Below are 20,990 nucleotides of genomic sequence, written 5' to 3'. Positions count from 1 at the left end.
AATCCGGCGTTTTTATCTGCCCGTGTTTTTTGCCCATTCGATGATGAAATTGTAATACCTGATAAAAAATCGTAAAAATCCGACCGATCCGGAATAAAGGGCAACCGCATCCTCGTCCCCGGAGCCCATCACGACCATGACCATGTGATCGTCGATGATAAAGATTCCACCCGCCATCAGGTCCTTTGCCCGGTCAAACTCTTTTGGGATCTCTGGTAATTTTTTCTCATATACCGTCATGCCGCTGACAATCCCTCCGTCCCATTCATGGGTGACAATCTCGATGGTGGCCTGCCGGGCTTTCTGGAAAAGAACCTTTTTTACATCCTCAGACAGGATCCGGGGGTGAGCCATGAGCCGTACCCGGTGCCGTGCATGGGAGAGGAGCTCGACAAGTTTTTTCTGGACGGCGGAGATCCCGTACACGTTCCAGATCAGCTCCTGCTCCGCCCGTTCGGTGTTCAGGCGCTCCCGGTGGATTGTCTCCAGTGCTGTTTTTGCATGTGCTGCATCCTGCTCGATGCGGGAGAGCAGGTTGCGGATCCCCTCCTCCGGTGGCAGCGCGGCAAACCTTTTTGGGGAAGACTGCGATACCGATACCAGTGCCTTTTCCTTGAGCTGGTCAAGGACCGGATACACTGATGCGCGCGGTACGCCAGAGATCTCGTGGATCCCTGTTGCTGTTGCATCGTTCATCCGCAGGAGCGCAATGTAGACAAGGGCTTCATATTTTGTCAAACCAAGGGATTTTAAAAAATTGGCAATCCGTACGGTCTCATCTGCGGGCTCGACCATGAAACATTCCTTTATATCCTGCAATATTAAATGTTGTTATAACAACAACAACAAGTAACAAAGTCAAACGACAATATCAAAGAGTTCATTCATGTACGCCCGCCCTGCAATTGCCCTCATGTTACTGCTCGTATGTTGCACCGACCCAGTCATCGCCGCAACAAAGTATATCGGCTCAAGCCCGGACCTGTCGGCGGCAATCACCGGCACCAACGAGTTCTCACCCGGGCAGGATGCGACTATCAGCATCATCGTGCAGAACAACGGCCTCAACACCTTCAAATTCGTAAATTCCGGTACCATTGAGCGCGACGACCTGCCCAATACCGCAAAACTCGTGACCATCGGTCTTTCATCAGGAAACGCCCCCATCATCATCAAAACCGATCCGCAGAGGGTGGGCGACATCAACGGTACCGGTACGGTTACCGTGAAGGTCAACGCAAAAATTCTGAATAATGCAACAGAAGGCCAGTACGAGCTTCCGCTCACCATCCAGTATAAATACCTCGCATCGTCCGAGCAGGAAGCAAGCGAGAACATCCTGTTCATGTACAAATCGGTGACCAAGACCATCCCGCTTGTTGTAAAGATCAAACCACGCGTGGATATCGATGTACTGGAAGCAACGCCCGAGAACCTGAACGTAGGGATGGAAGGGTACCTGAACATCAGGATAAAAAATACCGGTTCAGAGGACGGGAAAAAGGCAACGGTGAAGATTACCCGCAACGGGGCAAGCCCGATCATCCCTACAGATACCAGTGTTTTTATCGGCGATTTCCCGAAAGGAGAGGTCATCACCTGCCGGTACAAGGTCGCGGTCTCCGGCAATGCGGAGAAGCAGACCTACCCGGTTGACGTGGCAGTAACCTATGAAAACAAGGAGGGAGCGGTAATCACATCATTCCCGTATACCCTCGGGATTCCCGTCGGCGCCAAGACAAAGTTCCTCGTGGCGTCGGCACCGCCGCAGGTGACTGCCGGTTCAAAGGGAGTGATCCTCGTGGACTACCGGAACGCCGGTGATACCACGGTCTATAATGCACAGGCACGGATCACGGCCGTTGACCCCTTCTCAAGCAACGATGACACCGCATACCTCGGGAACCTGGAACCCGGTGAGGCCGCGACAGCCCGGTATGGCATCAGCGTGAACGATGCGGCGATACCAAAGGAATATTCGCTGGACAGCGAGGTGAGGTACCGCGACACGCTCTCCAACAGCCAAGTCTCGGACACGCTCAAGGTCAAAGTAGAAGTCATCGCAGGTTCCGGCACAGCCAGCCCGCTCTCAAATCCATTGATCCTGCTCATCATCATTGCAGGGATCATAGGCGCTGGGTATTATGTACTTGTAATGCGAAAGAAAAAGTGATGCTGGGGTGGGAAGGGGAGCTTCCTGAACCATCGGTGCGGACGATCAGGGAAATGCGCTCCGTCCTTGCCGAACCTGAATGTGCGTGCGAGCTGCCCCTCTATTTTATGTACCGCGACCTTGCCCGGTCCGATGCGGACTGGCAATGGCTGCACGCCCACCACTTGCGATATGACCTCACCGTCATCCCCCCGCATGACCTCTGCGGTGAGTGCGTGAAGACTAAAGGTCATTACCATCCCTCCAATGCCCATGGTGTCGGGTACCCAGAGATCTACGAGGTGCTGGAAGGAACAGTGCACTACCTTGTCCAGTCCCGCACTCTCGATGACGTCGTACGCATTGCCGCAGAAGCCGGCGATATTGTTATTGTCCCGCCGGGTTATGGACATGTCTCGATCAACCCGTCACCCGATAGTACGCTCTCTATGGCAAATATTGTCTCAACAGCGTTTGAGAGCGATTACGGGGAGTACGAGACACTGCATGGTGCTGCGTATTACGAAATGACCACCGGGGAACTCATAAAGAACCCGCATTACCAAAAAGTCCCGCCGATCCGGGAACTGGATGCCGCAAGCGGGCGCGGAAAGCACCGGTTCTGCAAAGGGCCCATTTACAGCCTGATTGGCAACGAGGACGCGCTCGCGTTCCTCAACCATCCGGAAAAGTTTGTCGGGATCCTGTCGGTGTTGCTGAAAGGCTAAGTGCCCCGAGGCGTTTGTGCCCGCTTTTCTTCACCAGCGCAAGCACTTTTTCTTCGGCAGGGTTTGATGCCGCCCCATTGTTCTGTTCAAGATTTTTCAGTGCTGTATCGATCTCGGGATACGAGAGCCCGATCTCGCCTTCATCGCTCTGCCCCGCCCAGAGTCCCGCCGAAGGCACCTTTTTTATTATCCTCTCCGGAATCCCCAGTTCCCGTGCGATCACGTACACGTCGGTTTTATAGAGGTGGAGGAGGGGCTGGATGTCTGCTGCATTGTCTCCGAACTTGGTGCAGTACCCGAGCATGTACTCGCTCCGGTTGGAAGTGCCACAGACGAGCCGGTGGTCAGCGTTCGCATGGTAGTAGAGCACAGTCATCCGTATGCGTGCCATCAGGTTGCCAAGGAGATACGGGGATTGCACAAACCCCGGCATCGCCCGGAACGAACCGAGCATTGGTTCGATACTGATGGTGCGATGCTTCATGCCAAGCTGTGCACATAGTTCCAAAGCGTCCTTTACATCCTGCGGGGCACTCACGGATGCGGGCAGGGAGAGCCCCAGCACGCGTTCGGGACCGATCGCGCGGCAGCAGAACGCAGCAGCGACTGCAGAGTCCACTCCGCCGCTCACCCCGACGACGATTCCGGTGCACCCGCTCGTCCAGTACGCGTACCTGATCATCTGTTCGACCTGCCCCATTTTGCATCCAAGATCTTCTCCCATCATTCACTCTCCTTTCACAAAGTGTATCAGCCGCTTCAGCTGTTCAGTCTCTCCGATCGCGATCACCGCATCACCTTCACGGAGCGGTTCGCCGTCCTGTGGTGCGACAACCGAGCGGTCTGCCGATTCGATCCCGATAATCCTGACCCCGCTTTTGTGTTTCACCCATCCCACGGTTGGCAGTGAGGGAGTCATCACGTGCTTCATCACTACTTTTTCACCGTTGGGCAGGTCGAGCAGGATGGTCACGGTATCAGAGAGAAGTATACGCCCGATGATCTGCCCCCCGATGGTTGGCAGAATGGCAACATAATCTGCACCGGCACGGTACAGTTTATCGACCGATACCTGCTCGTTGGCCCTTGCAAGAATTCGTATCGTCGGGTTCAGGTTGCGTGCCATGAGGGTGGTAAAGATGTTCACATCATCATCGTTGACAGCAACAATACAGAACTGTGCTTCCGCAATCTTTGCCTGTTTTAGCACCTCTTCATCTTCGGCATTCCCGAGAACCTGGTCGACGCCATGCCCTTTGGCGTCGACAACCATGCACGAGATCCCGGCAGACCTGAGTTCCTGGTATGCGGCAGCCCCCACATCGCCAAAACCCGCGATGACAGCGAGTGCCTCCGTGCGCCAGTCGCTGTCAAATTCCCCCATGATCGCTGCAGCGATCCCGTCTGCCCTGCCGAAAAGGAAGAGCGAGGTGGTGTTGTCAATGATGTCCGAACCATCCGGTAAAGGTTTGAATGTCCCGCTTTTCCAGAGAAAGAGGACGAGGACGCCAAAGCGTTCAAAAAGTTCCAGTTCCGCGATGGTCTTTCCTGCCGCCCTGCACCCGGTGACTACTGGTATGTTGATCAGCAGGAGTTCGCGCTCCCGGTGGTCGGCAAGGTTGATACTCAACCGTTCGAGTCCGGGGATCTCGGGTGCGGTGTCGCCGCTTGGGTTGAGAACGGCATGCCGGGCAAGTATCCTGCCGGTTGCGTGTTTGGGGGAGAGCACATACTCCGCACCCGCGTACCGGAGGTACCGGTCAAATGAGAGCTTGTCGACGACGGCAACAATCTTCCCGCGGGCCATCTCGCGTATGCCAAGGACGATGTTTGCCGTATCCCGTTCATCCTTGCAGATGACAATAAACGCTGCATTGGCGATATGCGCCGCCGACCATGTCGCCATATCCGTGTAATCGCCCCAGATGACGAAGGCCCGTCTGCGGAACTGGGCAGCGATCCCGAGTGCTTCTGTCTTGTCCTGCTCAATGATGACGATGTCATGATCCGAAATTGTCAGGCTCTCAATGAGCGAGCGGGTGAGTTCATCATACCCGATGACCACGATGTGCCCTTTGAGGGCATGGGGTGTCCTGCGGGGCGGGGTAGGTGCCAGTAACGTTGTGAGGAACGGGGCAAGGAGGAGCGGGACGACGATGAAGATCATGATGACTCCCGAGATCATAATCTGGATGGCAAGCAGGGCAGTGAGGTCGTTGGTGAATGGCAACAGATCCCCGTACCCGACAGTTGTCATGGATTCCACAACAAAGAGCAGGGCTGTTATCCAGTTGATCGGTTTGTTCTCAAGCACCGGGTACAGGGAATGGAATATGGATGTGTACAACCCGATCAGCATCGCGAACGCGAGGAAATAGAGGCCGATCTGGGCTCCGGGCGAGCCGCGGAGCAGTCTCCAGAGTGCGCCCCGTTTATGTGGCACTACCGAGTACCTCCCTTATGATCTGGCAGCTCCGGCACGTGATGCCGCAGGGCTCTCCGCACTGTTCACAGGTCCGGATCTCTTCGCTCACCGCTACCCTGGCTTCAGCAAGGCGTTCGCCGCCGTTCACCAGTGAATATTTCGTGGACGGGTGCCGGAACGCATAGTCGTTGAGCATCGCCCGCACATCCGCACGCAGGGCGTTGTGGGCATAGGGGCAGCGCCCCCGTTCAAATCCCTTCACGTGCAGGTGGGCGTAGAGCGCGACCTCGCGTTCCGGAATGTATATGAACGGGCGGATCCGCGGCACCATGCCCGCGACTTCCCGCTGCGGGCGGAGCAGCCGGCCGATGTCCCCCCGCAGCACGTTCATGAGCACCGACTGTGCCTCATCATCGAGGTTGAACCCCAGCGCGAGTTTTGTCACGCCTTGCTCCCGTGCGATCCGGTTAATCAGCGAGCGCCTGAGCACTCCGCAGTACGAGCAGGAGCAGGCGTCACCCTTTTTTGCCACGATCTCGTCGACCGTGACACCGTACTCGTCCCGGAATGTCGCGGTCATGCAGTCGGTTCCCAGCGATCCGGCGATGTGTACTGCCCGGGAAGGGTCACGGTATCCCCCGATGCCTTCATCAACCGTGATCGCCGACAGGGTGATATCACGGCGCTGTGCGGTCAGTTTTTTTAAAAAATAGAGCAGGGAGCTGCTGTCTTTTCCCCCGGAGAGCGCCACCGCGATATGGTCGCCGCTCTTCATCCAGTGGTGGGTGCGGATGGCGCGTTTTGCCTTTGCCTCAAAGTCGGCGATAAAATGGTCTTCACAGAGGTGCAACCCCGAATACCGCTGTAGTATGATCGCCCCGCGCCTGCATTTGTCGCACCGCATCGTTTGTCCGATAAAAACTGGATGATTAAAGATGTTTAAATTTGTGTTCAACGGTACAAATGCAAACCTCAAAGAGCATTTTATAGTCCGCCACATAACCAATGTGTTGACATGCCCGTTTCCGCCGAGCATATCCGCTCCCTGCACAAGTACGAACTTCGCATCCTTTCCATCATCGAACGCTGGATGAAGCGGTACTCGTGGGTGCCTCTGGAGCAGATCAAAACCTCGATCGGTCTGTCGGAATCGGAGACGGACTACCGGCTCCGGCGGCTTATCGGCTGGGGGATGGTACGTTTCAACCCGGTACCGTATGACGGGTACGCGCTCGTATCCGGGGGATATGACACGCTTGCCCTGCACGCGCTCACCAAGAAAGGGACGATCTCGGCGCTCGGTTCCCTGATCGGCGAGGGGAAGGAGTCGGTTGTGCACGAGGCGATCGGGCTCTGCCCGGTTGCAATCAAGTTCCACCGGGTCGGGCAGCGGTCGTTTGCGTCAGCCCGGACCAACCGCGAGTACATGCCGGACGGCGGGCACTTCCCGTGGATCTTCGCGTCCAGCCGGTCTGCTGAACGGGAGTATGCGGCCCTTTGTGCCCTGCACCCGAAAGTGAGCGTGCCCGTGCCTGTGGACAGGAACAGGCATGCGGTGGTTATGTCGCTTGTTGCCGGGCCCAACCTGAACCGGTGCCGGCTCGATGACCCCAAAAAGATGCTTGACGAGATCTTAACTAACGTCCGCTCGGCCTACAGGGCGGGGATCATCCATGCAGACCTCTCAGAGTTCAATATCATGGTCGAGGATGGGCGGTGCATCATCATCGACTGGCCCCAGTGGGTGGAATCCGGCCACCCGAATGCGCAGCAGGTGTTGCAGAGGGATATCGGGAACATCCTGGCATATTTCAAAAGAAAATACAAGGTCGCATCCAGCCCGGAGGACACGTTAGAATGCGTGACCGGTTGAAGGTCTTTGGAATCGACATCATCAAAGGCTCAGTACGGTCAAAGTCCCGCCGCCCCATGTACGCCCTTGTCCGCATGGAGGGGCAGCTGATAGCGAGCGAAAGCGAAGTCTCGATGTTCCGGCTCTTCCGCCTGCTCTCGGCTGAACAGCCCGATATCCTTGCTGTGGACAGCCTGCAGGAGATTGCAGCTGACCAGCACGAACTCTTCTTTTTTCTCCAGCACCTCCCCCCGCAGACACGCCTTGTTCAGGTAACAGGCGGCGAACGCAAGGAGACGCTCGGAAAAGTTGCAGCCCGTTACAACATCAGCTTCGACCGGTTTGATCCCTTCGCGGAGGCACGGACCTCGGCCCAGGTCGCATCCCTTGGAGCCGGTGCCGAGGTTATAGCATTTGAGAACGAGACCGAGGTCGTGGTAAGCCGGCACCGCTCCCCGGGCAAGGGCGGATGGAGCCAGAACCGGTATGTTAGGAAGATCCATGGCGGAGTGCAGCGCAAAGGCCGGGAGATCGAACAGATCCTGATCGCATCCGGCTTGAGGTACGAGAAGAAGGAGACCCGGGCGTTCGGCGGGTGCAGCCGTGTCGCATTCCGGGTATTTTCCGTGCGGGACCAGATCCCCGTGTCCACGTACCGCGGCGCCGATGTTCAGGTTCGGATCAGCGGCAAACGGCTAGACAGGATAAGGTTCCGCCCGCTCACCGGGAAGCCCCGGTACCTTATCGTGGGGATTGACCCTGGTACGACCACCGCTGTTGCTGCAATTGACCTTGACGGCAACCTGCTCCATCTTGCCAGCTCCCGGCAGATGAACATGTCCGATGTGGTTGAATCGCTATACAAGGTTGGAAAACCGTTGATCATTGCCTCGGATGTACAGGAGATGCCGTTTTCGGTGGAAAAGATCCGGCGGGCGTTCTCCGCAATCGCGCATTCCCCCCGGCAGGATATGAGCGTGGAATCAAAGATAGACCTGACCTCTGCATTCCAGTACGCAAACGACCATGAGCGTGACGCGCTCTCGGCTGCGCTCGACGCGTACCGGCAGTACCGAAACAAGTTCCAGAACCTTGCAAAGCGGGTGCCGCCCGGTCATGACCTTGACGAGGTGCGGGCGCGGGTGATCCGCGGGCAGGCGCTGGAGCAGGTGCTCGGGGACCTCAAGGTCAAAGTGGAAGCGCCCGTATCTGCTACCGGACCCGTGGTTACAGTCGATGGGAAACATGACGAAAGGGTGCGGGTGCTTGACGGGATGGTAAAACGACTTCGCACTTATGTTGCCGAGCTGCAGGAAGAGATCAAGGAACGCAATTACGAGATCCAGCGCCTCCAGTCAAGGTTGCGCCGTGTCCACACCGCCCGGGACACAGAGCTTGCAAGGGATACCGGTATTGTCCAGCGGGATACAATTATCCAGAGCCTCAAAAAACGCCTCAGGAAAGAGGAACGGCACAACAGATCCCTTAAAAAAAGGCTCGGGCGAAAAAAAGAGTCAGAGGAAATTACCCTGGAAGGAGAAGCCGTCCCTGTCAAGGTGCTGGATGCGCTGACAAAAGACGGGCTCTTCCAGCTCGCCGGGGAGGCAGGGATTGAAGAAGGGGATGTGATCTATGTCACCCGCACCGACGGGTGGGGCAGGAGCGTGGTCAAGGACCTTGCTGATGCCGGGGTTACTGCAGTCATTGTATCCGCCCCCTCTCTTGCGGCATGCGACCCGCAGATGCTCCCCTCATTCAGGGAGTCCGGAGTCCCGCTCCTCTCCGGTACGGAGACCCACGCACAGGTGAAAGGAAAGATCGGCCGCGTGCCAAAAGAGGCACTCGATGCCGCGCTCGACCGGTGGCGTGAGGAACAGGAGCTGCGTGAACGGGCGAAGAAATCAGCAATGGTCGAGCACATCTTCAAGGAGTACAAGAGCGAACGGGGTAAGGAGGTGCGCAAGGGTGGATGACCGGACGCTGTTGAAAACCGTGATGGGGATTGTAGGGCGGGACCGCTGCCTCGACGATTGTGCGATACTGCCGTTTGGCGACCAGGTGATGGTGGTGACAACAGACATGCTCCATGCCACGACCGATTTTGTTGGCGGAATGACCGACTGGCAGATCGGGTGGATGAGCGCCGCTGTCACCCTGTCGGATATCGCGGGCATGGGGGCAGCCCCCCGCTACGTGCTTCTTGCTGTCGGGCTTGACCGGTGGGAGCAGCTTGCCGGCGTCATGCAGGGTGCGCAGGACTGCTGTACAAAATACGGGGCTGAGATCATCGGCGGAGACATCGACCGGCACTGCGAACTCACCATTGTCAGCACGGGGCTGGGCTTTGTCGGAAACGAACACCTTGTACGGCGCACTGGTGCTAAAACCGGAGACCTCGTATGTGTTACCGGCACCTGCGGGCAGGCGCAGGCATTTCTTGAGGGGTACCCGCAACACAGGAAAGCCCTGTTTGAACCGCAGCCCCGTGTCGCCGAAGGGCAGGCACTCGGGTGTGCGGGTGTGTCAGCGATGATGGATGTGAGCGATGGGATTGCGCTCTCGTTGTACGACCTTGCCGATGCCAACAACTGCGGATTTCGGATCGAATCGGCAGAGTTGCCGCTCCCTGCCGGAATACCGGAAGCACAGGCACGGGAGCTCGCGCTCCATGGTGGCGGCGACTACGAACTGATATTCACCTGCCCCAGAGGAAAGCACCCTGTTGCCGGGGTCGGGTATACTGTTATCGGCGAGGTGACCTCAGACTGCCGCGTGCTCTGCGACGGGCAGGTGCTGGAGAAGCGGGGGTACCAGCACACATGGGCCTGATGCTCCTGCTCCCGACCGGTTTTCCTTAATACCAAAAACGAGATATTGATCACTACAAGGAGGACAAAAAGGACATATGGAATCGCTCGAGAGCAAACTGGACCGGCTTTCACCCGAACAACGGCGCGAGGTCGAAGACTTCGTGAACTTTTTAATCCAGCGTTCAGGCACATCTTCACCGGCTCCGGAGGTCCCTTCTGCAGCACCGCCCCCCCTCATCAACATCGCTCCCCCGTCAATAACTCTCCAGGAACCGTCAATGACGCCGGAACCGGTAAAGATACACAACCTGATCCGAATCCCGGACACACCGGATCCAGTCCCGCAGGAAGATCCGGTCACCCTGCTTATGCAGGAGATTGCTGTCGATGATTCCATGGCAAATGACTATATGGATTACGGGCGGTATGAGCAACCCAGGCCATCACCCGCAATTGAGGCGGTAAAACGTGTCAAGGAGAAAATTGGCCAAAAAAGGGTGCATGAGCCGGCAAACCAGATACTTGACTGGATCAACTGATGGCCGGAACCCAATGAAAAATAAAATTTTAAAAAATTCCTTTTTTATCCCCTTACCCGGTATGGCAGCAACTGGTCTACGATTGCATAGGTTGCACCGGAACGCATGGTCACGATCACCTGCAAGCGGTCCGTCCCGCGGGTTCCCTGCAGGGTGACTTCTGACGGTTTCCGGCTAAAGTCCAGTTTCCCTTGTGTGACGGTCCCATCGGATCTCGTCAGGATCACCTGGTTGTCCAGCACAAGCCCCTGCCCGCGACCCCCTTCGAACTTGACAACCACTTCTGCATCAACGGGGTTTTTTTCTGCGACAATGGTCAGCGAGTTTCCTTCGGGAAGCACCTGTGTCGGTACCGTTGTCAGAATCACGGTATTGATCGGTGCGTTCCCGCTCCGGTAGTTCACGGGAGTCGGCGTTGCAGTAACGGGTGAAGCTGCACCCCCGTTGATCGAAATTCCGATAGGTTGGAGCAGTGTAGCAGGATTTATGATAAACGCAAAGACCAGGGCAACAAGCACGGCAACAATGATGCCGGCACCGATGAGCAGCTTCCGGTTGCGCCCCGGATGTGCCTTAGGTGAAACCGGTAATGGGGGTGCCTCCCCCTCCGCTACCTTGGCCGGCTTATCCACGGGTTTTTCAGGCAATGGCTCTGCAACTGGTGGCGGTGGCGGCGTTGCAGCCTGGGGCACAATTGCAGTTACAGGTTTCCCGCAGTTCTCGCAGAAAAGGGCATTGGACGAGAGGGGTGTTTTACAGGACGCGCAGACTGCAGGTTCCTTTGACGACAAAAGAATTCGTTCAACGTTACCAGCCAGTTCATCAATATGCTTCTCGAGTGGAGGTGTAATTGCATCCAGCCAGTGCGGGACACTGATCAGGTATTCCATCGATTTGGACGGCACGACATCTTCAACCCGGAACGGGACGATGATGCAGCCTTTGTTCACGGCTTTGGTGACTTCCCTGAGTACATGAGGAGAATTGTTGGCGTGCGATGAAAAGATCAGCGTGACAACTTTACTCTCTTCAATCGCATCGATGATTGCTTCCGGGAAATTTTTCCCCGGAGGCACATCCCGTGGTGCAATCCAGCACCGGATATGGCGGGATTCCAGTTTTGCACATACGGCATCGGCGATCGGTTTATCAAGCTGGGCATAGCTGATGAAGACATCGTGATGGTTTACATTGGGCCGGGAAAATTCATCTGGAGGTGGCATATCCTGAGCATCCCAATATTTTATTCCGAATTATCTATCCATTGTTTTCTGGTGGTCTTTGTATTATTAGCCTTTCCCTATAATCCGAACATACGATTCAAGGATTTACCTGTCCACGAATGACAAAAATCACATATAGTCTTGCGGTTCTTTTTCTTCGAACCGGATAATTTTCAACCGTACCTTCGCAAGGATTTGCGGCAGGGCCTGGACCGCATCCCGGTCTTTTTCCCTCTCATGGTCCGGCAGAACCTCCCACGGCACTATACAATTATGAATTCTTGCCTTATCATTGGTCTCGGGCCCGTATTTCCACCCCATTTTTACCTTTTCATCCATCCAGCGCTGGTGTTCATGTTCAGCCAGCATCTCGATCTCCTGGGGGAGGAACCTGAACAACGGCTCGTCCGGTTTTATGGCAAAACCGATAGCACATTGGATCATCTGCAGCTTCTTCCACGCATCGTCAGCCTGCTTGAGGTTTGCATCCTGCAGGTGGCGGGACAGCTCGTTCCAGGGGCGCATCGAGGGGTTTGTTTCCGGGGTCATCCCCAACTTCTTCTGCTGAGAGATATATTCTTCATGAATCGCACGGGCAACGAGTTCATGCGTCCCGCTTACGCCGACATCATAGTATTTTTTAATAACAGTCCTGACTTTTTCCGATTCGATCCAGCCCTGATCTATCTGCGTGATGATGCGGTCGATCTCTTTAGCCTGTCCAATGATCTTCTGGGCGATGGTTTTGTCGTCAAGCAGATCGCAGAACCCGACAATTCCAGTGACAGGGTTGCGAAGGTGGTCTCCCAATATTGCGAACTGTTCGATATTTCTCTCGATCTGGTCATAAGCATCCTTTTTCAATTGTTCCATCTCGGCCTGTTCGGTGATGTCTGTCCCAAATACAAGGATTTCAAATTTTCTCTTTCCGCTGCCATTGAAGGGGAGGATACTGAACTTCAGGGTTTTTGCACCGGCTTTTGCGGTGTCGATCCGGCGGATGATCCCGTACTTCGGCTCACCGGTTGAGGCGACTTTGTGAATATCGCGGGAGAACTCCTCTTTATCTTCCGGAAAAAGATCACCAATGGAATTTACTCCTCCGGATATTTTCAAGCCCGTGAAAAATTTATAAAATATCTTATTTTTCCAGAGAAATACACCGTCAGGATCTGTAAAAAATATCAGTACCGGCAGCGAGTTCAGGACCTGTGCCAGTTTGTCATCGTTCTGTAAAAGCATCTCCACACCTTCTGTCCAATCTGGTTTCTGTTAAACGATAATATTCACGTTTTTCATTAAATACCGTATGCAGGGATCAACTGCATGGAGGCTCGTTCTCAGGAATTATGATAAAAACAAGGATGGACCCGGTGGGATTTATAATCCCTCAAATCGCGAGGATGAGAAGAACTCATCGTGGGGTGGATTGTGCCGGCATGACGTGTGACACTCTTTATCACTTCATCACTGGGGTACCCGAGAGGATGTGGGTGATCCGGACCGTAAGGCTGTCCAGGTGCTGCTCCAGCGGGGGAGTGAGGGCGTCGAGCGAGGATGAAAGGGCTAAACCGCGCTTATATTTTTTGCGTCTCTTCACCTGTTGTGGTTCCGGCCTCTTTAATCGTGAGCCATCGGAACGAATTCACCATTGCGTCATGACCTTCGATCCCGAGCTTGGTTGCTGACGGATCAACATTATAGATAATGGCAACCGCGTATGCTTTTTCATTGGCACTGGTTTTTGAACCAATGTATGCAACGCTCTTAATGCCCGAACCTGTCTCAAACCTGGTGTACTTGATCCCGTTTATCACAACTGATGTTTCGACAGGCTTTACCCAGTGTTCGCGGATCCAGTTGCGTAGATCCTGGTCCTGGTTCCTCGCGATACCATAGGTTAGTATATACAACCCATCGTCGGTAGAGTTCTCAATTGACTGCGGATTCCTGTTACTCTTATCTACGATATCGGATGCAAAGATCATTCCCGAGTAACCCTCCCTGTTCGATAACCTTCTCGTCGCCCCATAATAATTTTCAGGTACTTTTAATGAGAATAGCAGGTCACTGTCTTTAATGACCTTGGTGAGTACGGGAGGTGTGACAATACTGGTTTTTGTACCAGCGGCGGTCGTTCCGGGAGCGGGCGATATTTCCGGGGTGCCGGCAGAAGAAACTGCTGTCGGGGATGCCTGAATACCGGTTGTTACCTTGGCAGGATTTGAAGTGTTCTGCACGCAACCGATTGTTGTAATTGTGGCTCTGTAGAATTCCTCAATACGAATAAGAACTGAAATTGTTAACATCATTCTTGAGAGGTTATAGAGGATCACTTTAATTTTGATCTCCTTGATCTGGAGTCTGTATTTTCGAGCCTTGAGGGCTTCTCCGAACTTTCTTTTCAGGACGGAGAATACCGTTTCGACCTTATTTCTCTGATGATACTTATCTTCATCGAATGACTGAGCGATTCGTCTTCGGTAATACCCGGAGATTCGTTTCCGTTTTCTGTTTCTGACCGGGATAAGGGAACAGGAGTTGAGGGAGTCCCGGATCAATTCATGGATCTCTTCAGAGTCGTATCCTTTGTCCATGACATAGAGGTCGGATTGTCTGGTTCTGTGAGTTTGTTTCAGGAGTTTTTCAGCGTGAGGGATATCATGGACCGGGTGCTGGGAGATCTTCAGACCGGTGATAATCTGACGATCAGTATCAACGGAGATCGAGGTTTTCAGGAACCGTTTTCTGGTCTTACCGGTTCTCCACGAATAATAATGGCTGGCATAGGAGCTGGTGAACCCGGATGAATCGATAGCAGTACAAGGGATCCTCTCGCCCCAGTCGTAGAACATTTTCATGAGCCGGTTAAGTAACCGGGTGAAAGTGAATGATCGGATCCGTTGACAGAACTTCTGGATAGTCGTGAAATGAGGTACTTCATCGAGGTGAATCTTCTCTCTGAGAGAATCCATGATCTCAGTTAGTTCGATCGTGTCCCGGTAATCTTCAGACAGATATTCTTTCAGGAGAAGGAGAATGAGTAACTGGTGTTGGGTATAGGTTTTTCTTGAGAACTTGGAAGAGAAAAGAGGAATTCTTGAATCTTTGATCAATCCGGATGATATTTCAACAAACCTGATATACCGGTTTGCTGACACTATATCGTCTCCTTACAGGTTGATTGCATAACAAGGTAAGGAGACACCGTACCTTAGCTCTTTCGGTCGTCGGTACAACTCTGTTTTAGATCAGGTTTTCTACAGAGCCGTAATTGTCAGGATTATTAATACGAATATCACAAATGACTTCGCTTTCATACGATCAGTACCATCACAATTTAAATAATATTTTCTGGTTATGCCGTATTTAATTTTAAGTCTGAATATAGATAAAAAAATTTGTGGCTATGCAGAGGCTCCCGATTCTGCATCAGAAAAAATGATCTTCTCTATTTCTCAGGCAATGGAATATCCTGTAAAATGTGTACAATCCGATCCGTAAGAGTTTCGAGATGTTGTTCCAGCGGGGGAGTCAGTGCGTCAAGCCAGTGAGGAATGTTGATGAGGTACTCCATGGACTTTGAAGGAATGATATCCTCAATCCGGAACGGGACGATGACGAGCCCCTTGTTGACTGCACTCGTAAGTTCGCGGATGACATGTTTTGAGTTATTGGAATGGGACGAGAAGATGAGAACCATCACCCGGCTCCCTTCTATGCCCTCAATGATGGCTTCCGGGAAATCCTTGCCGGGTGGAACGTCACGGGGTGCAATCCAGCAGCGGATGTTGGCAGCTTCAAGCCGGGCACATACGGCATCTGCTACAGGTTTGTCTGCCTGTGCATGGCTGATGAAGACGTCGTGATGGCCGGTTGAGGATAACGGTTTTACACCTTTATCTGGGGAAAAGGTAGCTTTGTTTTGTATAGCAGGCTCATCCTTTGGATACAGGACAAAACCCTTGATTTTTATTGTAAGGATCAGGATCACTGTTTGCGGGAACGCGAGCAGGAGGAATTTCATTAATACTGTCCCGACTGGGTCAGGATAGTAAGGATTCTGATTAATGAGCATTACATAACCCAAGCCTCCCGATATGAGGAGGGACCAGAATGAAACATAATCCTTATGTGTAGTATAATATCTGCCTGCAGCGAATGAGAGAAGCGCGGGGATAAGAATAAATAACGCGTTAATGTCCCCTTGGTTTAATCGTAATACTGTTGTGAACAGGAGAATTCCGCCATCGATATAACATAGAGTCCGAAGGAATTCGGAGGTGCGGGACATATTATAATTGATAGAATTGTTTTGATTAAAAAACATTCTTTAAATATTTTACGAGCAATTCCCCTTCAATAAAGGTATGTGACCTGGATATGGTGGTTGTTTTCAGAACGCAATCGCATTCGGGATATTCCCGGAACACAGTGATGTATTGTATTGGATTATCAATTGCCTTAGTGCTGCTTGTCACTGTGACAAGTGCTTACACAAATTCTCAATATGGCTTCTCATTTGATCCCCCGGCGGGATGGATTGTAGATAACAGTCAAAAAGGAGTAATAATCGCATTCAAAGACACAAATTCTGCAAGTTCCATAAATGTTAATGTCAATAATACAATGGGTTTTGGAATAGATGATGTGGTATCAGCAACAAAATTAGAGCTCACGAGGCTAGGATCGGAATATAATTTTCAATTGGTATCTGAAGAAAGGACAAAAGTAGGAGATCGGGATGCACGAGTTCTTGTTTATGACACAGTATTCAAAAGTGTAAAAGTTCGTCAAAAAATCTCTTTTTTAATAGATCAAGATCATTGGTATGTTTTTACATTGACAACTCCCACAGCCAGTTATGATAAATATCAGTCAATTTTCGAAAGCAGTCTTAATACACTGAAATTTACCTCACCCCCGCCAACTCCGACTCAAAAATCTTCCAAGCCCCTGTCCGATCCCATGGAAGATACAACTGCGTGGCTCCCATTTGCCGGGCCGGGAGATGTCTGTACAAATGCTCTCGATACCATAAACGTGAAATCCGGTTCCAGCTCTATCAAAATAACCTGCCAGTTCAACAATATTGAAAGACCGGACTGGGGTGGAATCGGGCGAGATCTGAAACAATTCGATCTCACGAATCAGAATGGCATCGGATTCTGGTCATATAACCCGATGGTAAAAACCGGCCATCTGAGAGTATACCTCTTCGAATCACTCGAACCCAGCATCGGCTATTGGGCGGTTGCCCGCGAACTGGATAAGGCCGGATGGGAATATTCCAATATCCCGTTTTCAAAGTTCCAACCAATGACATGGGAAAAACAAGACCTCAACGGCAAAATGGATCTTGACAAACTGATGTGGATGAGTATCGGTATTGAGGATGACTACTCATACTCATCTCAGCAGGATATCGGAACAGGGGATTACGTTGTTTTAATCGATGATGTAAAATCGGAAGCAACCGTTCCTGTCGTCACCACTACCCAGAAATCGGGAATTGAGCCGGTATACATAATTAGTGTCGTATCTGTTGCGCTCGTTTACTTCGGTGCAATGATGCAAAAGAAGAGAAAATAATTTTCCCTGTCTTTCAAAACAAAATCATTATTACTATTCATTAATTTTATTATTATCTATGAAACGAATTGCCATCATCCCGCTGTCAATATGTGCAATTGCTATAGTGGTATGCGGAGTTTTTCTGTGCGGGTGTTCAAACACTGCATCAAATCCTCAGTCCAGCGGTGGATCGCCTCTTGTTCAGGTAACAACAACAAGCCCGGTATCCCAGATAGAAACCATCCGTGTTGAAGAATCCGACCCAATGATCGTATACAGTCCCGGCTGGAAAAATGAACAAAATAATCAGGCCAGCGGGGGCACATGGACATTGACCGGTTACGGTTCCTATGGATACAACAACATTAAAATGACCCTGACTTTTAATGGGACAGGTATTGCTCTTGTATATCTCGCAGCTCCGTTTGGAGGAACTGCTGAAGTCACTCTCGATGGGAAAACACTTCCGTCGATCGACATGTATTCTAACAATGCAGCGATAAAAACTGTCCCGATTGCTGCCGGACTGCCGGATGGTGTCCACACATTAGTAGTATCTCCAGCGAAAAATTCCAATACTGCAGTTGTATTGCCTCAGAGCGGAGCGCAGATGCCGCTCATCACCATTGATGCAGTTGAAGTGGCCAGACCTAAATAATCATTTTTTTAAATTCCAATCTAAAAAAAGGGAAAACAAAAGATGGACTCGACGGGATTCGAACCCGTGGCCTTCACGTTGCAAACGTGACGATCTACCCCTGATCTACGAGCCCCAACAGATGTGGCATACTATTTTTCTGCGGATTCCATATAGTTGTTGCTGATCGGCGTCTTGTTTAAAAAGAAACATGAGGGATAAAGACAGAACCTTTTGTGCATCATTATGGCAAAGCTGATCATCGAACCCAAGAAAGGAAAGGACGGGCAGATCGAGTATATCGTCAACTACCACGACCCAAAGAGCGATAACTCGTTCATGATTACTACAACCAGCGACCTCAACGAAGCTGTGGACAGGCTGAAGTCGACGCTTGAGAGCGAAGTCGCGTCAATGCAGCAGAAGAAGTAAAAACGGTGTTCCTGATCACTTTCTCATTCAACCAGGTATATCTCACAGTGCCAGTTCCCGCATGATTTTGATGGCACAAAAATCACCGCACATCGAGCACGGGCCGGAGCGGGGCGCCATCAACCGCGCCTTGTCCGGATCGAGCGCATTGCAGAACTGCCCCTCCCAGTCCATGTCTGCACGGTTCTTTGAAACCGATGCATCAGCAGGGGAAAGCCCGTATTTTACGCTGTCCCCGATATGTGCGGCAATCCTGAACGCGATCAGCCCCTCCCGCACCTGCTCCGGCGTTGGGAGGCTGAGGTGTTCGGCGGGTGTGATATAACAGAGGTAGTCCGCCCCCGCACCGCTTGCAATGCTTGCACCGGCACATCCGGCAATATGGTCATACCCCATCGCCACGTCCGTCGGCAGCGGGCCGGCAACAAAGAGCGGGAAGTTTGCCAGCCGTTTATGGTATTTCACATATTGCGCGATCTTATCCGTTCGTACGTGTCCGCCTACCCCCTCGATGATCACCTGGACGCCTGCATCGTGTGCAAGACGGGCAAGCCTGATATTTTCGCGGATCTCTGCAAGCTGGGCTTTATCCCGTGCATCGTGGATGCCGCCGCTCCGCATGGTATTGCCCAGGGAGAGGACAATATCATACTTTTTCAGGATGGAAAGGACGGTCCTGAAATGTTCAATAAACGGGTTCTCGCAGCGGTTGAGCAGCATATAGGCGCTGGTGATCGAGCCGCCTTTTGAGACTATCCCGAGGATCCTTTTATTTTTTTTATATGCATTGAGCACAGGTCTGCTGACGCAGTGGAGGACAAACGAGCTGACCCCCTCCTTTGCCTGTTCATGGATGGTCCGGATGATGTCTTCCCCTGTCATGTCCCTGATGCCGGTTTCAGAAGCGGTCTGGTAGATCGGGACCGTTGTGATCGGGAGAGACGTGTGGTTAAAAATGAGGTTCCTGGTACTCCGGATTTCCGGGCCCATCGAGAGATCACTGACGGTATCCGCCCCATACCTTTGGGCAATCTCCGCTTTCATCGCTTCTTCCATGGGGTCGTGCCTCTGGGACGATGTGCCGATGTTGACGTTCACCTTGGTGCGTAGCCCCTCGCCAATGCCGACACAGCATTTACCCCGGCTCATGATCACGATGCTTCCGGTGGAGATGCGGGAGGCGATGAGTTCGGGATGTAACCCCTCGGCATTTGCCACGGATCTGCACAGGGATGTGATCGTTCCCCCTCTTGCACGCTCTACCTGTGTTTTCATGTGTCACCGGTTGCAGGGAGTAAAATTTGTGTACATGATTGTTTTAATACCATCGATACCTGATTGCCCGCGCAGTTCATTTACCGGTTAAAGGGCTGGTGAGAGGAAGGTATAGTTCCATTGGTAACCATGAACAGGTAAAAAGTAAGATCTATCTCGCTTATAAAAAAGATGGACCCGGCGGGATTTGAACCCGCGGCCTTTACGTTGCGAACGTAACGATCTACCCCTGATCTACGAGCCCGGACGGTCTGGCATACAAAGTTGCTGCGGATGAAATATAGTTGTTGTGATACCACAGCCTGCCGCAAAAATTTATGGGAAAAAAAGATCAGAGGATGATCTCGATATCCAGCTTTTCTGCCAGTTCCTTGTACCTGTTCCTGATGGTGACCTCGGTCACACCGGCGACTTCGGCGACTTCACGCTGGGTGCGGCGTTCCCCGCCAAGGATCGATGAGATGTAGATTGCCGCAGCCGCGACACCGGTTGGCCCCCTGCCGCTGGTGAGCTCGCGCTCGCCTGCCTGACGCAGGATCTCCACCGCGCGGGACTGCACCTCTCCTTTGAGTGTGAGCCCGGAGCAGAACCGGGGCACATAGTCGATTGGCGAGGTCGGGAGGAGTTTTAAACCCAGTTCGCGGGAGATGAACCGGTATGTCCGTCCAATCTCTTTCCTTGAGACACGCGACACTTCCGCGATCTCATCAAGAGTCCGGGGGACGCTGCACTGCCGGCACGCTGCGTAGAGTGCTGCAGCGGCGACTCCCTCAATACTCCTTCCCCGGATCAGGTTCTTGTCCACTGCATCACGGTAGACGACAGCTGCGGTCTCGCGGACATTGCGGGGGAGGCCGAGAGCCGATGCCATCCGGTCGAGTTCCGAGAGTGCGAACGCGAGGTTGCGCTCGGTCGCGTTGCTGACCCGGATACGGCGCTGCCACTTGCGCAGGCGGTAGAGCTGGGCACGGTTCTTGCTTGAGATTGCCCTGCCGTAACTGTCACGGTTGCGCCAGTCGATCATGGTCGAGAGCCCCTTGTCATGGATCGTAAAGGTCATCGGTGCGCCGACCCTTGATCTCTTCATGCGCTGGTCATGGTCAAACGCACGCCATTCGGGGCCGCGGTCAATGAAGTCGTCGTCGATCACAAGCCCGCAGCCCTGGCAGACCAGTTCTGCACGCTCATAGTCATGGACAAGCTGCCGGCCCCCGCACTCGGGGCAGACGGTCTCGGTATGGTTCTCTGCCTTCTTCTCCTGCTCTTTTATTTTCGTGCGGGACTTGAGGGCTTCCCGCTCATTCTGGAGAACTTTGAGTTTTTCAATTTCCTGCATTTACATT

19 protein-coding genes, 2 tRNA genes and 1 pseudogene are annotated in these 20,990 nt (G+C 52.8%); 9 read left to right on the top strand and 13 right to left on the bottom strand.

The genetic code is table 11. The features are described 5' to 3' along the window. Nucleotides 1-12: 12 nt before the first annotated feature. Nucleotides 13-795, bottom strand: coding sequence for a TrmB family transcriptional regulator (locus tag OS112_10770; GenBank protein WAC04916.1), 783 nt, complete (start codon nt 793-795; stop codon nt 13-15). Between the two features lie 91 nt (nt 796-886). Between OS112_10770 and OS112_10765 the strand changes: the two genes are divergently transcribed. Continuing rightward, nucleotides 887-2,173 carry an S-layer protein gene (locus OS112_10765; protein WAC04915.1) on the top strand — a complete coding sequence of 429 codons (1,287 nt, stop codon included), beginning with the start codon at nt 887-889 and terminating at the stop codon, nt 2,171-2,173. After that, nucleotides 2,173-2,880, top strand: coding sequence for a glucose-6-phosphate isomerase (locus OS112_10760; protein ID WAC04914.1), 708 nt, complete (start codon nt 2,173-2,175; stop codon nt 2,878-2,880). The genes OS112_10765 and OS112_10760 overlap by 1 nt, the downstream gene beginning before the upstream one ends. Here the strand turns inward: OS112_10760 and OS112_10755 are convergent. The 3 genes from OS112_10755 to OS112_10745 are packed head-to-tail and all read right to left on the bottom strand — an operon-like array spanning nt 2,828 to nt 6,209. After that, nucleotides 2,828-3,604, bottom strand: coding sequence for an NAD+ synthase (locus OS112_10755; GenBank protein ID WAC06176.1), 777 nt, complete (start codon nt 3,602-3,604; stop codon nt 2,828-2,830). The two genes, OS112_10760 and OS112_10755, sit on opposite strands and share 53 nt — an antisense overlap. Nucleotides 3,605-3,607: 3 nt before the next feature. Continuing rightward, nucleotides 3,608-5,323, bottom strand: coding sequence for an NAD-binding protein (locus tag OS112_10750; protein WAC04913.1), 1,716 nt, complete (start codon nt 5,321-5,323; stop codon nt 3,608-3,610). Next, on the bottom strand, nt 5,313-6,209 hold the full coding sequence (locus OS112_10745; GenBank protein WAC04912.1) for a TIGR00269 family protein: 897 nt from the start codon (nt 6,207-6,209) through the stop codon (nt 5,313-5,315). Before OS112_10745 ends, OS112_10750 begins: the two co-directional genes overlap by 11 nt. Before the next feature lie 111 nt (nt 6,210-6,320). On the opposite strand from OS112_10745, the gene OS112_10740 reads away from it, so the two are divergent. The 4 genes from OS112_10740 (at nt 6,321) to OS112_10725 (ending at nt 10,506) form a co-directional block, all read left to right on the top strand. Continuing rightward, nucleotides 6,321-7,178, top strand: a complete 858-nt coding sequence (locus OS112_10740; protein WAC04911.1) for a serine/threonine protein phosphatase — start codon at nt 6,321-6,323, stop codon at nt 7,176-7,178. Beyond that, a complete protein-coding gene (locus tag OS112_10735) occupies nt 7,163-9,130 on the top strand; it encodes a DUF460 domain-containing protein (protein ID WAC04910.1) in 1,968 nt (655 codons plus the stop codon). The genes OS112_10740 and OS112_10735 overlap by 16 nt, the downstream gene beginning before the upstream one ends. Beyond that, nucleotides 9,123-9,986 carry a thiamine-phosphate kinase gene (gene thiL / locus OS112_10730; GenBank protein ID WAC04909.1) on the top strand — a complete coding sequence of 288 codons (864 nt, stop codon included), beginning with the start codon at nt 9,123-9,125 and terminating at the stop codon, nt 9,984-9,986. The genes OS112_10735 and thiL overlap by 8 nt, the downstream gene beginning before the upstream one ends. Nucleotides 9,987-10,062: 76 nt before the next feature. Continuing rightward, nucleotides 10,063-10,506 carry a hypothetical protein gene (locus OS112_10725; GenBank protein ID WAC04908.1) on the top strand — a complete coding sequence of 148 codons (444 nt, stop codon included), beginning with the start codon at nt 10,063-10,065 and terminating at the stop codon, nt 10,504-10,506. Nucleotides 10,507-10,550: 44 nt separating this feature from the next. On the opposite strand, the gene OS112_10720 is transcribed toward OS112_10725, so the two are convergent. The 5 genes and pseudogenes from OS112_10720 to OS112_10700 all read right to left on the bottom strand — a co-directional run bounded on the left by OS112_10720 (nt 10,551) and on the right by OS112_10700 (nt 15,756). Next, a complete protein-coding gene (locus tag OS112_10720) occupies nt 10,551-11,729 on the bottom strand; it encodes a TIR domain-containing protein (GenBank protein ID WAC04907.1) in 1,179 nt (392 codons plus the stop codon). Nucleotides 11,730-11,858: 129 nt separating this feature from the next. Beyond that, the gene (locus OS112_10715; protein ID WAC04906.1) at nt 11,859-12,971 is read right to left on the bottom strand and encodes a RyR domain-containing protein; all 1,113 of its coding nucleotides are present in this window, start codon (nt 12,969-12,971) and stop codon (nt 11,859-11,861) included. A gap of 217 nt (nt 12,972-13,188) precedes the next feature. Continuing rightward, nucleotides 13,189-13,329, bottom strand: coding sequence for a hypothetical protein (locus OS112_10710; GenBank protein WAC04905.1), 141 nt, complete (start codon nt 13,327-13,329; stop codon nt 13,189-13,191). Nucleotides 13,330-14,008: 679 nt separating this feature from the next. Continuing rightward, nucleotides 14,009-14,890 (bottom strand): annotated as a pseudogene (locus OS112_10705) (IS5 family transposase). Between the two features lie 290 nt (nt 14,891-15,180). Next, the gene (locus OS112_10700) at nt 15,181-15,756 is read right to left on the bottom strand and encodes a toll/interleukin-1 receptor domain-containing protein (GenBank protein ID WAC04904.1); all 576 of its coding nucleotides are present in this window, start codon (nt 15,754-15,756) and stop codon (nt 15,181-15,183) included. Nucleotides 15,757-16,166: 410 nt separating this feature from the next. Between OS112_10700 and OS112_10695 the strand changes: the two genes are divergently transcribed. Next, a complete protein-coding gene (locus tag OS112_10695; GenBank protein WAC04903.1) occupies nt 16,167-17,321 on the top strand; it encodes a PsbP-related protein in 1,155 nt (384 codons plus the stop codon). A gap of 58 nt (nt 17,322-17,379) precedes the next feature. Further along, on the top strand, nt 17,380-17,961 hold the full coding sequence (locus OS112_10690) for a hypothetical protein (GenBank protein WAC04902.1): 582 nt from the start codon (nt 17,380-17,382) through the stop codon (nt 17,959-17,961). 43 nt (nt 17,962-18,004) lie between these two features. Here OS112_10690 and OS112_10685 read toward each other — a convergent pair. Continuing rightward, nucleotides 18,005-18,076, bottom strand: a tRNA-Ala gene (locus OS112_10685). A gap of 110 nt (nt 18,077-18,186) precedes the next feature. Here OS112_10685 and OS112_10680 point away from each other — a divergent pair. Beyond that, nucleotides 18,187-18,372 carry a hypothetical protein gene (locus OS112_10680; GenBank protein WAC04901.1) on the top strand — a complete coding sequence of 62 codons (186 nt, stop codon included), beginning with the start codon at nt 18,187-18,189 and terminating at the stop codon, nt 18,370-18,372. Between the two features lie 42 nt (nt 18,373-18,414). Here the strand turns inward: OS112_10680 and thiC are convergent, their stop codons facing one another. From thiC to OS112_10665, 3 genes are all read right to left on the bottom strand, one after another. Further along, on the bottom strand, nt 18,415-19,647 hold the full coding sequence (gene thiC, locus OS112_10675; protein ID WAC04900.1) for a phosphomethylpyrimidine synthase ThiC: 1,233 nt from the start codon (nt 19,645-19,647) through the stop codon (nt 18,415-18,417). 172 nt (nt 19,648-19,819) lie between these two features. Then, nucleotides 19,820-19,891, bottom strand: a tRNA-Ala gene (locus OS112_10670). Nucleotides 19,892-19,978: 87 nt separating this feature from the next. Beyond that, nucleotides 19,979-20,983 (bottom strand): transcription initiation factor IIB, encoded by a 1,005-nt coding sequence (locus tag OS112_10665; protein ID WAC04899.1) that lies wholly within the window; start codon nt 20,981-20,983, stop codon nt 19,979-19,981. Nucleotides 20,984-20,990: the final 7 nt, after the last annotated feature.

The sequence above is a fragment of the Methanoregula sp. genome, from assembly GCA_026625165.1.
Taxonomy (GTDB): Archaea; Halobacteriota; Methanomicrobia; order Methanomicrobiales; family Methanospirillaceae; genus MVRE01.
This window is presented reverse-complemented; position numbering and strand designations above follow the sequence as displayed.

Bases quoted from the DNA above. Each gene is read 5' to 3' on its own strand.
- OS112_10770 (WAC04916.1), bottom strand. From the start codon at position 795: ATGGTCGAGCCCGCAGATGAGACCGTACGGATTGCCAATTTTTTAAAA.
- OS112_10765 (WAC04915.1), top strand. From the start codon at position 887: ATGTACGCCCGCCCTGCAATTGCCCTCATGTTACTGCTCGTATGTTGC.
- OS112_10760 (WAC04914.1), top strand. From the start codon at position 2,173: ATGCTGGGGTGGGAAGGGGAGCTTCCTGAACCATCGGTGCGGACGATC.
- OS112_10755 (WAC06176.1), bottom strand. From the start codon at position 3,604: ATGGGAGAAGATCTTGGATGCAAAATGGGGCAGGTCGAACAGATGATC.
- OS112_10745 (WAC04912.1), bottom strand. From the start codon at position 6,209: ATGCGGTGCGACAAATGCAGGCGCGGGGCGATCATACTACAGCGGTAT.
- OS112_10740 (WAC04911.1), top strand. From the start codon at position 6,321: ATGCCCGTTTCCGCCGAGCATATCCGCTCCCTGCACAAGTACGAACTT.
- OS112_10735 (WAC04910.1), top strand. From the start codon at position 7,163: ATGCGTGACCGGTTGAAGGTCTTTGGAATCGACATCATCAAAGGCTCA.
- OS112_10725 (WAC04908.1), top strand. From the start codon at position 10,063: ATGGAATCGCTCGAGAGCAAACTGGACCGGCTTTCACCCGAACAACGG.
- OS112_10720 (WAC04907.1), bottom strand. From the start codon at position 11,729: ATGCCACCTCCAGATGAATTTTCCCGGCCCAATGTAAACCATCACGAT.
- OS112_10715 (WAC04906.1), bottom strand. From the start codon at position 12,971: ATGCTTTTACAGAACGATGACAAACTGGCACAGGTCCTGAACTCGCTG.
- OS112_10700 (WAC04904.1), bottom strand. From the start codon at position 15,756: ATGAAATTCCTCCTGCTCGCGTTCCCGCAAACAGTGATCCTGATCCTT.
- OS112_10695 (WAC04903.1), top strand. From the start codon at position 16,167: ATGTATTGTATTGGATTATCAATTGCCTTAGTGCTGCTTGTCACTGTG.
- OS112_10690 (WAC04902.1), top strand. From the start codon at position 17,380: ATGAAACGAATTGCCATCATCCCGCTGTCAATATGTGCAATTGCTATA.
- OS112_10680 (WAC04901.1), top strand. From the start codon at position 18,187: ATGGCAAAGCTGATCATCGAACCCAAGAAAGGAAAGGACGGGCAGATC.
- thiC (WAC04900.1), bottom strand. From the start codon at position 19,647: ATGAAAACACAGGTAGAGCGTGCAAGAGGGGGAACGATCACATCCCTG.
- OS112_10665 (WAC04899.1), bottom strand. From the start codon at position 20,983: ATGCAGGAAATTGAAAAACTCAAAGTTCTCCAGAATGAGCGGGAAGCC.